The organism is Dermatophilaceae bacterium Soc4.6, from assembly GCA_039889245.1.
Lineage (GTDB): Bacteria > Actinomycetota > Actinomycetes > Actinomycetales > Dermatophilaceae > Lapillicoccus.
In genome coordinates, this window is the sequence record JAZGVH010000002.1 from 4,577,977 (window position 1) to 4,591,580 (window position 13,604).

At 69.8% G+C, this 13,604-nt stretch carries 12 protein-coding genes; 2 read left to right on the plus strand and 10 right to left on the minus strand.

Going from position 1 to position 13,604, the window contains the following annotated elements:
* Positions 1-8 precede the first annotated feature (8 nt).
* The 8 genes from V3N99_21325 to V3N99_21360 all read right to left on the minus strand — a co-directional run bounded on the left by V3N99_21325 (position 9) and on the right by V3N99_21360 (position 8,843).
* Positions 9-2,729 carry a VWA domain-containing protein gene (locus V3N99_21325; GenBank protein ID MEO3939264.1) on the minus strand — a complete coding sequence of 907 codons (2,721 nt, stop codon included), beginning with the start codon at positions 2,727-2,729 and terminating at the stop codon, positions 9-11.
* A gap of 5 nt (positions 2,730-2,734) precedes the next feature.
* Complete coding sequence (locus tag V3N99_21330) at positions 2,735-3,202, minus strand: hypothetical protein (protein MEO3939265.1); 468 nt, start codon at positions 3,200-3,202, stop codon at positions 2,735-2,737.
* Between the two features lie 95 nt (positions 3,203-3,297).
* Positions 3,298-3,714, minus strand: coding sequence for a hypothetical protein (locus V3N99_21335; protein ID MEO3939266.1), 417 nt, complete (start codon positions 3,712-3,714; stop codon positions 3,298-3,300).
* 246 nt (positions 3,715-3,960) lie between these two features.
* A complete protein-coding gene (locus tag V3N99_21340; protein ID MEO3939267.1) occupies positions 3,961-4,470 on the minus strand; it encodes a hypothetical protein in 510 nt (169 codons plus the stop codon).
* Between the two features lie 1,035 nt (positions 4,471-5,505).
* Positions 5,506-5,775: a hypothetical protein gene (locus V3N99_21345; GenBank protein MEO3939268.1), complete on the minus strand. Its 270-nt coding sequence runs from the start codon at positions 5,773-5,775 to the stop codon at positions 5,506-5,508.
* Positions 5,776-5,809: 34 nt separating this feature from the next.
* Positions 5,810-6,787: a hypothetical protein gene (locus V3N99_21350; protein MEO3939269.1), complete on the minus strand. Its 978-nt coding sequence runs from the start codon at positions 6,785-6,787 to the stop codon at positions 5,810-5,812.
* 160 nt (positions 6,788-6,947) lie between these two features.
* A complete protein-coding gene (locus tag V3N99_21355; GenBank protein MEO3939270.1) occupies positions 6,948-8,024 on the minus strand; it encodes a DUF4192 domain-containing protein in 1,077 nt (358 codons plus the stop codon).
* Positions 8,025-8,225: 201 nt separating this feature from the next.
* Positions 8,226-8,843: a hypothetical protein gene (locus tag V3N99_21360; GenBank protein ID MEO3939271.1), complete on the minus strand. Its 618-nt coding sequence runs from the start codon at positions 8,841-8,843 to the stop codon at positions 8,226-8,228.
* 609 nt (positions 8,844-9,452) lie between these two features.
* Here V3N99_21360 and V3N99_21365 point away from each other — a divergent pair.
* Both V3N99_21365 and V3N99_21370 read left to right on the plus strand, forming a co-directional pair.
* A complete protein-coding gene (locus tag V3N99_21365) occupies positions 9,453-10,766 on the plus strand; it encodes an FUSC family protein (GenBank protein ID MEO3939272.1) in 1,314 nt (437 codons plus the stop codon).
* Between the two features lie 230 nt (positions 10,767-10,996).
* Positions 10,997-11,197, plus strand: a complete 201-nt coding sequence (locus V3N99_21370) for a hypothetical protein (GenBank protein ID MEO3939273.1) — start codon at positions 10,997-10,999, stop codon at positions 11,195-11,197.
* Positions 11,198-11,299: 102 nt separating this feature from the next.
* Here the strand turns inward: V3N99_21370 and V3N99_21375 are convergent, their stop codons facing one another.
* Both V3N99_21375 and V3N99_21380 read right to left on the minus strand, forming a co-directional pair.
* Entirely contained in the window at positions 11,300-11,686 is a 387-nt protein-coding gene (locus V3N99_21375; protein MEO3939274.1) for a hypothetical protein, read from the minus strand.
* A complete protein-coding gene (locus tag V3N99_21380; GenBank protein ID MEO3939275.1) occupies positions 11,647-13,596 on the minus strand; it encodes a hypothetical protein in 1,950 nt (649 codons plus the stop codon). The genes V3N99_21375 and V3N99_21380 overlap by 40 nt, the downstream gene beginning before the upstream one ends.
* Positions 13,597-13,604 lie beyond the last annotated feature (8 nt).

A 13,604-nucleotide genomic window follows, 5' to 3' on the forward strand; every position in this document is an offset into this window, starting at 1 on the left:
AGAGGGACTCAGGTGTCCTCGTCCCACGAGAAGCTGGAGAAGTCGGGTGGTTGGTCCGCGGTCCCGGTGGGGGCACCGCTGCCGACCACGGTGGGGAGGGTCGGGGTGGGGTGGTCGGAGTCGGCCCAGGGGTGGTCCCCGGCGTCACCGGGACCACCGGGGCCGGTCCCTGTCCAGTCGTCCGTGGCGTCCTCGGTCACCAGGGCCTGCCACTGCTGGGGAGCGCGCTCGCGGATGTCTTGGGCGACCCGCTGACGGACGTCGCCGGCGGGATCGGGCCCGACGAAGACGACGATCTGCGCTGCATCCCCGCTTCCGTTGGGCAGGACGAGCAACCAGCACTGGTGGACGGCCAGCGGTAAGGTCGCGCTGCCCCGCGCGGCACCCGCACCGTGGCTCGAGGACGCCATCAGCGCCGCCTCGCGGGAGGCCGTGACCGAACCCGGGCCGAAGGGTGACCATCCGGTGCTCGTGCGCAGCTGCACCCCCTCGACCTCGAGGCGCCGTGCGCCCGCGTCGCGCTGCACCACCCTGCGCAGGTCCCGGGGGCCGAGGTCGAAGGGCAGCCCGTTGCGCAGCACCTGGTCGCCGCGCCGGGTCACTGGGAACGCCTCCGCCTGCAGAGTCAAAGGCGGGATCCTGGCCGAGCGCCACTTGACGAGATAGAGGAACAGGAGCGGCAAGAGGATGCCTACCAACAGGCAGACGATGAACGCCCAGGTCCTGGTGATCACGTCGACCGGCTTGGCCAGGCTGGCCTGGAACGGCAGGGTGACCGTCTGAACGCGTCCGAGTTCATCGACGGGCGCCGTAGCCAGCTCAACGGTGCCGGTGATCGCCCCGTTGGCAGCGCTCTCACTGGTGAGGGTGATCGGGAGCTGGGCACGCTGGCCCTCGGCCAGCCGCAGGCAGGAGGCCGGCGTGTTGGCCGTGCTCGACACGGCAACCGCCCCGGCCGCCTTTGGCGCGGCCGCCACCGTGGTGGCGTCGGCGGGCAGCCAAACGCAACCCGGTCCCTCGAAGGCGATGGTCCGAGTCACGTCGGCCGCGGTCTGGATCTCGCCGAAGTCGAGGCGATCGGTCACAAGGGTGGCGGACCCGACCGGCGGTCGGATGGTAAAGGGCAGGTCGATCGACTGGGGCGCGAGGGCCGTGCCGGCGATGCGTTTTCCGCTCACGGTCGTGGCCCCAGTGGTGAGCTCGAGCGTCACCCTGACCTTGGCGGCTCCCTGCTTGGCCGTCGTGAGGTCGAGCGTGCGCCGGACGTCGACCCCGTCCTTGCCAACCCCCGAGACGACCGGTATCGAGGTGCCGGCACTGTCAATGACGCTGGCGTTGAACCGCACCGAACCCAGCAGGTCGGTCGCCTTGATCGGGCTCTTCGGGGTGGTCAGCCCGAAGGTCACCGGAGAACTCTTCTGGCCCGCGCGGGGCGAGAAGGTCGACTTCTGGTCCCATCTCGGGCTGATGTCGCTGCTGATCTGCAACGTCGTCAGCCGTGCCTCGACCGGCTTGGCATCTCGGAGGTACTGCAGCCCCCACTGCCCCGACCAGCCCCCTGTGCGAGCGGTGCTCGTCGGGACGAGGTCGACCGAGACGGTCTTAGGTCCCAGCCACTCCACCGTGCCCCTTGCCGTGCCCACGGTCACCGGGGTGGTGCCCGCTACACCCCGGGGCAGGTCGACGGACTTCCCGTCGGGGGCCCGCAGGCGCAGGCCCGCCCCCTCGACCAAGGTGCCTCCGAAGAGGTGTACTGAGTTGATCGAGGCGTCGAGCACGAACTGGCGCTCACCGGCGCAGGGAGAGGCCGGGCACAGGTCGACGGTCGGCGGCCCGATGATGATGTCGTTGAAGAGGGCCAGCAGCCCGTCTACATCGGAGGCTAGGTGGAAGACCCCGGGGACCGGGCTGTGGATGCGACCGCAGGGGGCCCCGGCCACGACCGCACCTGTGGAAACCCCCTTCATCAGGTCGAAGTCAGCCGCTTGACCTCCGACCTGGAGCCCGATCCCGAAGGTGGTGATCTGCGAGCTGCGCACCTGGTCGGCGAGGCCCCCATCGCGGCAGAGGTCAGTCGCGGCCGCGGTGGTGGCGTCCTTGTCCGAGCTGACCGACGGGCCGACGTACGGCTTGCGGACGGTGCGGCCTGAGGAGGAGGCGTAGGTGGCGGCGGTGTCGAGCTTACCGTCGGAGAACCACACGATGGCCTGGCAGTCACCCGGCTGACGACCGGGGCGACTGGCCAAACTGCGCCGCGCATCGTCGAGGGCGAGCCAGTAGTCGGTGCCCGTGCCGGTGTTGCGATTCTTGAACGACTCGAGCGCCGGCTGCAGGGTCGGTAGGGCACCGGCGGTGACGGTGGTCCAGCCCAGGACCGGGTCCGGGGACTGGCCAAAGCCGGTGACGGCTAGCGAGACCGTGACACCTCTCGTGGCCACACCCTGCGCCCACTGGTTCACCAGGTAGGTAGCCGCGGTCACCCGCGCGGCCGAGGGGTCAGTCTGCTTGAGCGAACGGGACTCGTCGACGACGAAGACGACGCTGACGGCCTTTTTGCTGGCGACGCAGGCGGTGAGGTCGGGAGTGGGGCTGGTGGCAGTCGAGGTCTTGGCCGGTGCCGCGCCTGCCGCCAGCGGCGCCGGGAGTACTGCGGCGCCCAGCACCAGCCCACCGAGGACGAGGGCCACCAGCGCGGCGGCCGGTCGGCCGAGCTCGCGCCGTGCGCGCACAGCCCTCACTGCCGGGCCACCCAGTCGGCAAAGCGCCAGGACGATGCGACCACCGCGACAAGGACTAGTACGACAACAGCCCGGGTGGCCCAGGGGACCCACGTCGGGGACTGGTAGAGCGCGCGTGCACGCTCACGCAGGTCCCGTGAGAAGAAGGTGCCGAGAAGGAGGATCGAGACGGGGCCAGCGACGACCCACGTCAGCACCGGCCCTAAGGGTGCCGGACCGACGGGGGTTGCGAGCAGCGCCGCGACCACGGTGCCCAGCGACGCCAGGAGCCAGGCCAGCGGAGGACTCGCGGGGGTGGACAGGCCAGAGACCGTCCCGTCCCCGGTGTAGGTCTGACCGTCGGTGTCCCACACGTCGCCGACGCCGACCGGCGCCTGCTCGCTCTCGGTGGTCCACGAGTCGTCGTCGAGAGGGCGCGGGCGCTCCGTCACCGGAGTGTCGTCACTGTCGAAGTCAAACGTCATCGTCCTCGTGTCCCCCAATCTCGGTGTCGCTCGCAGAGTATGCCGGATGAGGAGTGGCTGAGCCTCGGTTCTCAGGGCGATCGAACGCTCGCATGTCACTTCCTACCCTCGATGAGGATGCGGGCTGGACCCTCGGGCACGCCCAGGTCTCCCAGTGCGTGCACGACTCTCTCCACCCCGGTGCCGGCACCGGATGCCAGGCTGGCTTTCGCCCTGTCCTGCAGTGCATTCACGCCCAGGGTGACCGACACGAACGACAGCAGGGGCGATAGCACCAAGGCGGTGAGGAGGGCCCACATGCCCAGCGCGCGGCCCCGTGCCGTCACCACAGCCCCGAGTCCCAGCGCGGCAGCGACCACCAGGACCATGGCCGCACCGCCGCCCACCGCGAGCCACTGGGGTGCTGAGCCGAGAGGATCGCCCGAGACCGACATCGAGTCCAGAGCCAACCACAGCGCACCGGACCCGAGGAGGGCGCCTGCTACAGACAGGCCGAGGGCCCACACGCCCATCGCGCGTGTCCTGTTCGGTGCCACCGGTACTGGGACCGGTGAGGACGCGTGTGACGTGGGCTCGGATGGCGGCCACGCCGTCGCGGGTTGCGACCCAGTGAGGTTCGACGCCACTGTTGACGCTCCCGTGCGGTCGTCCCCCGGAGGGTCATCCCAGCTAACCGAGGACGGGTCGAACGTCGGGTCAGCGGGCATGAACGGAGCCTCCGGGCAGACCGCCCACGGCGGTCCCCTTCGGCCGCGCGGTCATGAGACCCCCGGCGGCAGGAGACGTCGCCCCACACAGGCGTTGCGGAGGTGACGATCGTCGAGCTCGGGAAAGAGGCTGCGACACTCCGACATGGCGTCGTCGGCCGAGTAAAGGCCCCCGGGGTCGGCCAGGGTGACCCAGATGCGCTCCGGGTGGCTGACAGTCGTGGTGCCAAAGTCGTTGGACCTCAATAGGTGGACAGTGATGCCACTGGCCTCGAGCCGGGTCCGCAGGCTGCGGTACTCGCTCAGGATGTCGACGTTATGGAAGGTGTGGCTGCCGGAACGCGTGACCTGCAACGCGTCAGTCACCCCATCAAACTTGCTCGCTACCTGCAGGACCCACCTCCCGTCAAAGGTGGTTGAGTCGAGGTCTTGGGCCTGCTGCTTCTGAAGCACGGCCAGCGCGACGTTTTCGGGATCGGCAGGTGCGGGAGCAACCGTACGAGAGGCCGACGCGGTGACGGTCACCGTGACGGGAAGCGCGGGGGCGGTGGTAGCAGCCATATCACCAACCGTGGGGGGTGCGGGAGAGACGGTCGTTGCTTCAGCAGTCGGACGACTTTGGGATGTCGACGTCGAACGGGACGAAGGCAGCACCTGGGTCGCGATAGCTATAACGACACCGAGGGCTAGGAGAACACCCACGCCGAGAGCCGGGAGCATCCGTGACCACCTGGGCCGTCCCGAGGGGGAGGACTTCAGCGGCGCGGGTGCCGACGTCGACACCGACGGCGGGGGGGGCACCGGAGGGACTGACGGCACCGGTACACCACGACCTGCAGGACTGTTGTAGGCGGGCGGTGGTGGACTTTTGCTAAGTGTCACGCCGGGGGGTGACGCCTGCACCCAGGACGGAGGAGGGGGCGCCGCCGAGCGGATGGAGGCGCACCGACGACAGTTGCGTCCCGGAACCACCCAGGATCTACACGTACGACATCTCATCTCAGCCCCCCTCGCCGCCCTGCTCACGTGCACAGAGTAACCCCCTGGAGGGCGTGTCTGGATAGGGTCGTGCAGGTTCCCTCAAGGGTGCGCAACAACCGTCGACCATGCACCCTCTCGACGCCGGGGTCGGCCCCATGGTCCAAACTCAGCACCAGACACGGCTGGCGGACCTCAAAGGTCAGCGGCTCCCGAGGGCGTGGGGGTTGTGGCTGGCGGCCTATTTGGTTGGAGCCCGCAGCCTCTCGAGCTTTTCGCCCTCGGGGTCAAGGCCCTTGTCGTGGTGTAAAGCTGCGTGATCCTAGCGGGTTAGCTAGTTTTTACCCGAGCAGGGTGTGGTCGGCGGGATTGTCACTGCTCATGGATTGGGTCCCTTCTGAGACGTTGATTCCGGCCACGGCTTGTGGACGGCGAGAAGCCCCGCCGGCGGGGCGCTGGCGAGGCGTCTCGGAATGGTTCGTTTTTGCGACGGGTGGCACCCGGGGGTGGGGGTGCGGATCTGCACCCCACCCCCGGGCTGTACTGCGAGTTACGCCGCTGTTCCCGAGTGCCTCCACTCGGTGGGATGCGACGTCGACGAGGCGAAGGAGATTGCCCTCATTCGTCGTCGTCTTCGAAGTCGCGGCCTGGCCCGTACCGGCTGTAGTTCTCGCCGCCCCAGGTCGTGACCGGCGCCGCGAGGACCTCGCTACGGCCGAGGACCTTGACGATGCCCTCGACGGCCTTGGTGCAGACCAGGACGACTGCGGCGAGCTCCCGGACCAGGTGAAGGCTGGCGGCGCCGGCTTGGGGCGAGCGGTCGCTGAGCCGGTGGTAGCCGATGACGACCACGACGGCAGCTGCGGCCACGCCGAGCACGATCAGCACGGTGGACTCGCCGGGTGGTGGCTCCGATGGCTGGTCATGAGCCACTCGGGCGGTGGCTGGCCGCCCTGCGGGCTCGGGCCTGCTCCTGCTGCATCGCCCGCCGCTCAGCCCGGTTCCGCGGCTGAGCGAACTGCTGTGACCCGTGATCCGCGATGACCTCGGCCGTCGCCTGGCCAGGGACACCCCGGCCGAAGACCTCGTGGGCCTGCGGCGACTCCCCACCGTTGGGGCCGCCATCCAGCACCTCTCCTTTCCCCACCGTGCGGTGGCCGCCGTCAACGGTGGACGGGGTGGCACTGCACTGCCTTGACGCCGTCATGGGCACGAGCAGGGCCGCGGGTGCGACCAGGGCTATGACAACCGGGACGACGACGGCCTCCACCACCGACCGGACCCACCGGGCCGGGATGAGCACGGCCAGAAGCCGGTGCAGGGTGAACATCCGGGCGAGGGGCGCCACCGTCGCCAAGGTCCGCTGGGCCACCTCGAGGCTGGCGAGGGTGACCTTGTGGTGGGTGATGTGTGAGACGACTGCCGCCCCGCGGTCGGCCCACCGGTCCAGGGTGTCGAGGACGGTGAGACCGGGGGTGCCGGTCCGGGCGATCAGGGCCGAGGTCGCGGCCCAGGTGCGGCGCAGGAGGGTGCCGGCCCAGCGCAGGCAGGTGCCGATCCCTCGGGTGATCAGGCGCTGGACCGGGGGGGCCGTGGCGACGACGAGCCCCAGCGGGACGACGCCGACGTTGTGGGCGAGGACCGCGGAGGCGCGCAGGGCGCGGCCTGCCCACCCGGAGAGGTCGGTGCGCCGGATGATGCCGGTGGCGGTCTGGACCTGACGCAGCGCCCCGTCGGCGGCCTGCCGCGGCAGGGCGAGAGTGAGGTTAAGGGCCTGGCGGACGACCCGGCGCAGCCGCAGCAGCCAGCCCATCCGGGACAGCTGATCAGTCGGGTCGCTCGGGTCGCGCGGGTTCGTGGGTGGTGGAACGGCGTACAGGTGAGACGTGGCAGTACTCATGCTGAGGCAACTCCTTCATGGGGATGGTGACCCGCGCCGGATGGCGTGGGTCGTGGCCGCGGGGACGGGGTCCGCGCGGTGGTCTGGGCATGCGAAAGGCCCACCGCGCTCAGCGGTAGGCCTGGAGGTGAGAACCGGGGAGGCCCGGCGTAGGGGTGGGTCAGGTCGTGGGTGCGGTGCGGATCCCGAGGTCGACCATGTGCTCGAGCAGTTGCGCGAGGCGGTATTCCGGCTCGCAGCGCAGTGCCCGGTCGAGAGCCACCCGAGTCAGGGCCCCGTCGCCGCGCCACCACGTCAGGCACCCGAGCACGGTCAGGGCTGGCGCGGCGTGCTCGTCGGGGAGCATCGTGCACAGACGGATGAGGCGGTCCTGGACGAGGTGGTGGTTCGCCGCGACATGGTTGCCTTCACCGGAGCCATCCCGGTCGACGTCGCTGAACGCTTCCCCGGGTGACGGGTGCGGCAGGCCGGCGAGGACCTCCTGAGCAGCGGGGCCGAAGGCGTTCCGGTCGATGCTGCCCGGAGTCAGCCACGCCACGAGCGCGTCACGCACCTGCACGTCGCGCAGCACGCCCACTGCGGCAGCAGCATCCTCCACAGACAGCGGGCAGCCTGGCGTCGTCAGCCCGAGGATCCGTGCGAGCAGGGCGGCCACCGCTGGGCCGGAACGGGGGACGTCGCCCGCTCCGGGGGTGGCGAGGACCCTTCCGACCACGTGAGCCTGGGCGCCGGCCTTGAGCACCGCCGCCAGGGCGGCACGGGTCTGGTGCGGTGAGACTCCCGCCCCGACGAACTCGGCCGCGACCGCTGGTGCGTCGATGGGTAGCGGGACGGGCGACCCGGCCGGTGGGCAGCAGCCCGGGTCCGGGCAGTCGAGCGAACGCCAGCGACCATCGCGGATGATGAGCCGGTCCTTGAGGTCGACGCCGTGCGAGGCGAGGGCCTGCGAGAGGCACTCCAGTACCGGGATGCTGTCACCGGCGGTGTTCTCGTAGCCGAGGAGGACGGCCGTGTCCGGCTTCTCGCGCAGCAGGGACGGCAGGAGCGACTGAGCCAGAACGGCCGCTCCGCGCACGGACTGCGGCTCGGCCGGGAGGTCGACCCTCGCGGTGAGACCGAGGCGGTCCGCGTGCAGGGTGAGGACGACTAGGCTGTGCTGTGGGTGGAACCCGAGCAGGTAGGGCACGACGGCCAGCAGCTCCTCCGAGCTGCGGAGTCGTATCGCGTGGGTGGACATGCGTCTCCTTCGATCTCGCGGATCACCGCGTCTGGACATGAAAAAAGGCCCGCCACCAGTTGGTGTCGGGCCCGCCACGAGAGGGTTTCTCCAGCCCCTGCTTGGGCGTGGTTATCCCTCCTTCGTGTAGGTCCATTCTACCAGGTTCAGAAAGCGAAATCCACTGTCAGACAGAGGAATCCACGCTCAATGGGCGATGAGTCAGTGACCACCCGCACTCGCGAAGAGGAGTGCACAGGGGCTGGTAGCGCCGAAACCGGCCGCCCGCATGTCATTCAAGATGGTCGTCTTGGTGCCTTCGAGCAAGTCTCGGGCGGACACGAAAGCAGGCGGGTTCTGGGCCTTCGCCGCCGTTGCCGCCGCCCCAGCACCTTTTTGGTAGGCGCCGAAGTCGGCGACGACCGATGCCCACGCCGCGGCGCCTGCACGGGGTTTCCCCAGGGCCTTGGCGGTGACCACCAAGGTGTGCGTGAGCGGTTCGGCCTCGAGCACCGCCCCGGCCTCAGCCAGCGTCGCTTGGTCCGGATCGTTCGCCACATAGCCGACGGGGTACTGATGTTTTAGTTTCTCCGTCAACTGCCCCGTGCAGAAGGAGTCCACCTTCGTGTGAAAAGCGGAGTCGACCGGATCATCCTTCAGCGTGGGCTGAGCAGTCGTCGACGCACGTGGGAGGGTGTCGTCCGTCGACGGACCCGACGGCGATGAGGATGGTGCTGGCGATGCGCCGGGGCCGCCCGGTGTAGCACACCCTGAGACGGCCAGGACGACGACCGCCGGCCACAGCCCGAGGGTGACCCCCGGCGAACAACCCTTGGTCATGACCAACTCCTAACGGAGCTCGGAGGGTGGGGTCTGATCGGGAGGGAAGTGCAGCCCGGTCCGAGCAGCCCGGTCACCCGGGCTCGAGACAACGATGACCCCCGTCTCCTCCGGGTGTACAGGGCGGCGGCGAGACTGTCAACAGCTGGGTGACACGATCCCGATCGGGAGCGCGCGCCTCCGTTTCGGCGAAGCGGCAGTGGCGCTGCTGGACAACCGGGGCGACCTGGACCTTCCGGGTGAAGGCACTCGCCACTGGTCTGCGCACCCTCGAGGCGTTCGTCTCGCTCCGCATCCCCGGCCCTGACGGCTCTCGAGAGTCCCGGCAGACCCTGCGGCACCTGATCCAGGTGTCGGTTTCCCTCCCTCAGCACGGTGCGCCACTTCGCCTCCAAGAACGCGACCTGGTTGATCGGGACCCTGCTCGGTGCGGCGGCACCATCACCGCTTGGAGCAAGCTCTTCGCCTGATCCCCGTGATTCCCGGCCGGCTGGAGTTGGTTCGCTGTCCTGTGCCGGACCGGGTCGACGAGATGTCGTAGCAACGGGGCCAGCGGTGGGTGGCCTGACGGGGGATTCACTGCCGGGCCCATACTCGGTCACTGGCACGGTGAGCCTTAAGGCGGTGGTGTGGGTGCATGGTGACCTGGGAAAGGACCCGCTGCGGTGGCGTGTGCGCCTACGTCACCTGCTGTGGTGGCTCTGGCCGTCGTGGCCGACGTCCTGGTCTCAGGTGCCCGCTCGAGTGCGGGCGGGGTCCGCGCAGATCGCCCGGCTGACGGTGGCCGCGGTGCTGTCGTACCTCATTGCCAACCGGGTCTCTCCCGGCCTCACCGACCTCACCGCACCGCTGACCGCGCTGTTGGTCGTTCAGGCGTCGACGGTCGGAACCCTCCGGATGGGACTGGTCCGGGTGGGAGCAGTGCTGACCGGTGTCCTGGTGGCCGTCGGCCTGGCCAGCTCGACCGGGCTCACCTGGTGGAGCCTGGCCGCCGTCATCGTCGCCTCGCTCGCGCTGGCCAAGGTCTTTCGCCTGGGCGAGCAGTCCCTGGAGGCTCCGATCAGCGCGATGCTGATCCTGGCCGTCTCCTCGCCGGAGCTGGCCGCCGAGGTCCGCATCATCAACACCCTCATCGGCGCGGTCGTCGGCATCGCTTTCAGTCTGCTCGCGCCGGTGACGATACCCAACGCGCGGGCGCGCGACGCCGTACGCGGTGTGGCCCGCGCGCAGGCCGGTCTGCTCAACGAGGTGTCCCTGACCGTGGCGAGCAGGACCCCGCACCCGGAGGAGACGACCGCCTGGCTCACCTGGGCCGACCACATCGACCGCGACATCGACACGGCGACCGCCTGCGTGCAGGCCGTCGAACAGAGTCGCAAGCTCAACCCGCTCGCGCTCGCCAGCCCCACCGTGCACCACGGACTGGCTGACGCGCTCGGTCGCCTCGATCGGTGTCTCGCCGCCGTTCGCGCCCTCCTGAACGTCATCGCCCACCAGGTGCCGCCCACCGTGGACACCGCCGAGCGCGCCGTCGCCGTCGAGCTGAGGCGGGCGTTCGCCGTGGTCTTGGACGACCTCGCCGGCGGCCTGCGCTCCTATGCCGACCTGATCGACGCCGAGTACGGCCCGAGCCCAGCCGAACGGGTCGACGAGGTCTTCCAGTGCACCCTCGACGTCGTACGCGAGAGCCGAGCCGTGGTCACCGAGCTGATGCTGGTCGACGTCGACCCGCGCCAGCACGCAGACCTCTGGATGCTCCAGGGTTCGGTGCTCTCCGGGGTCGAGCACGTCCTGCGGCAGCTCGACCTCGAGCACCCCGGACACCGCACCGAAGCGTGGCTCGCGCGCGGGGCCACCCCTCTCAACCCCCAGACCTCGCAGGCCTGGCGCACCGTGCGCCGCTCGCTCACACGAAGCCCCTGAGCCAGCTGGTCCACCGAGCGCTACCGCAGCTGACCGGGCCACCACCGCCCAAGGACCGCCGACCGCGCGCATGAGGCCGCGCGAAGGAGGCCGGAGGCCACCCCGAGCGCACTGCCTGGCCCGGGCCGGCACGCCGTCGGTCCGCCGTGTCACGTGATGGCTCAGACGATGGCGCCCTTGTTGCGGGGTAGCCCACGGCGTCCGGCGGGTAGTCGGAGCAGTTCAGACGGGTGCTCGAGCTGCACTGGTACGACGAGGCACAGCCGGCCTTGCCCGACGCGTTGCCGGCCGGGGTGGCCTCGAGTCGGACGGCGTCGGCGTCGGAGCCGACAGGGGCCTTCTCCGTACCGCTGCCGGAGCAGGTCGGGTTGCTGCTGCCGACGGTGGGGAAGACGTTCCACGTGCACGCCGGGGAACAAGCGTCGGCCTGAACGGGGATCGTCGTCGTCTAACCCGGACCGGCAACCTAGGGGGTGGGGTCATGACTGCAGCCCCGCACCTGTGGGGGTGTGGGGCTGCAGGGGGATGGGTCCTTAGCCGTCGGACTTTTCGAGTGCCTGGCCGGGGAGGGTGGTGACCTGGTCGGGGGTCAGGACGGTGCGGTCGCCGGGGTAGGGCCGGGTGTAGCTGTGGGTGGCGTACCAGTCGGCCCGGTTGAGCGCGGCGGGGTTGGCCCGGTCGGGCCCGCTCCAGTCCTGCTTGGAGGACCAGGTGGTCCACGCCTTAGCCAAGGTCTTGGCTGCAGCGGGCGCAGCGGGGGCGGCGGGGGTGCCGTTGAGGGTGTCCAGGGGGATCTGGTTGGGCCGAGCGGTGTAGGGCGCGAAGTGGGGCTTGTTGGTGAACGCGTCGAACATCGGCTGGGCGGCCAGGTCCATCTGGGTCATCGGGGGCAGGCCGAGGATCTGCTCGATAGTGCGCACGATGTTGAGCTGGGTGTAGTACGTGCTGACGACGGCGCCTGCCTGCGGGCGGCCGACGCCCGCGGCGACGTCTTGGCGTACGGGCTCCAGACCAGGGCCGGTTGGCGGTGCCCGTCGACGTGGTCGACGCCGGCCTGGCTGTCGTCTTCCATCACGAACACAGCGGAGTCCTTGCCGTGCGTGGAGTGGGAGATCGCGTCGATGATCCGCCCGACGGCGAGGTCGTTGTCAGCGACCATGGCCGATGGGGTCGGCTCGGTGGGGTCGGTGCCCGCGGTGTGGTCGGCGGGCAGGGTCAGGATGTTCAGCCGCGGCAGGGTGTTGGAGCGGTCGGCCTGGTGCAGGTCCTTGATGAACAGGTCGGCGCGGTACTGGTCGGGGACCTGGAGCTGGAACCCGGGGAAGGCCGGGTGCAGGATGCTGGTCAGCGATGGCACGTCGGTGGACGCGTGGTACTGGTTCGCCGGGATCGTGGCCGGCTGCCCGGCTTCGAGAGCCTTGGTGTTCTGGTACCACTGGGTCCAGGTGTGGGTGTCGCTGTGGCCGGCGCGGTCAGTCCAGTTGTTGGTGTACTCGCCCCAGCCCTTGGCGCTGACGCCGTGCCTGGCGGCGTTGTCCCACAGGAAGCCGGTGGCGCCGTAGGCCAGGGCGTCGCCGCCGTTGTAGGGGTAGCTGCGGTCGTAGTTGCCGATCGACCGGGTGAGGTACTCGTCCACGGTGGCCTGGGTCAGCCACTGGTGCCCGTCGGCGGACATGGTGCCGGAGGAGTAGGTGTTGTCCAGCAGCGGCCCGGCGGCGGCCAGGGCGTGATGGTTGGGGGTGGTCTTGCCGCCGAACTCCGCCAGGGACGGGTCGCCGTTCCCTCGGGGGGCGTCACCCAGGACCTGGTCGTAGGTGCGGTTCTCCTTGATGATCATGAACACGTGCTTGATCGTCGACGGGTCACCGTCGCGGCGCGGCACGGCCACGGCGTCCCGCTTACCGCCGGTGCCGGGGGCCAAATCGGTCTGGGCGGCCGTCCACTGGTTGTTGGCCCATACCGCCTTGGTGTACGCGGGGAGCTGCTGGCGGCTGGGTGTGGGGACCGTGCTGATCATGCCGAGGTCGGAGTACACCGTGTGAGCGCCGCTGGCGTCGGGGGCACCGAGGGACCCCACGCCCTTCTGGGCAGCGACGACCATCTGCCGCAGGGCGGAGTCGTACACGACGGTGCCCGGGTACCAGCCCGTCGGGACCAGCCCCTCGAACGTGGCCGGGGTGTTCTGGTTCTTGTACTCGTAGATCGCGACCGCGTTGGCCTGACCGAGGCTGACGGCCAGGTGGGTCTCGTCGAGCATGGTCAGCGACGTCGGGGAGCTACCCACCGGGGCACCGGGCAGCGGGTTGACATTGATGGTCTGTCCGACCTTGCCGTGCTTGGGGTCGAGGACCGAGACCGTGTCAGAGTTGGAGTTGGCCACGAACACGTCACCGTCGTGGACCAGCAGAGCTGAAGGAGCCAGGCCCGTGCTGTAGCTGCGAACCACCTTCGAGGTGGCCAGGTCGACCTCCGAGACGGTACCCGTCGACGGCGACCCGTCGCGGGTGTTGGCGACGATGTCGGTGCCGTAAGAACTGTTGGTCCGGTCACCCGGCTTGGCAGTGCGCCCGCCCTGGTTGGCCACGAACGCGTGACCTGCCTGGACCACGACGTCGCGGGGAGCGTTACCGACCGGGATCTGGCGGATCACCGCGCCCGTGGCGGCGTCCAGCACGGCCAGGGTGTTGACGCCGTTAAGGGTGGCCAGGATCTGCTTGCCGCCGGGCGCCAACGCCAGTCCGGCCGGAATGGGGTCCCTGCCGTTGGCTCCAGGCAGGGCGATCGTGACCGGGTTGGACAAGGTGCCGTCGTCAGCGACGGTGAACTTCACCAGATTGC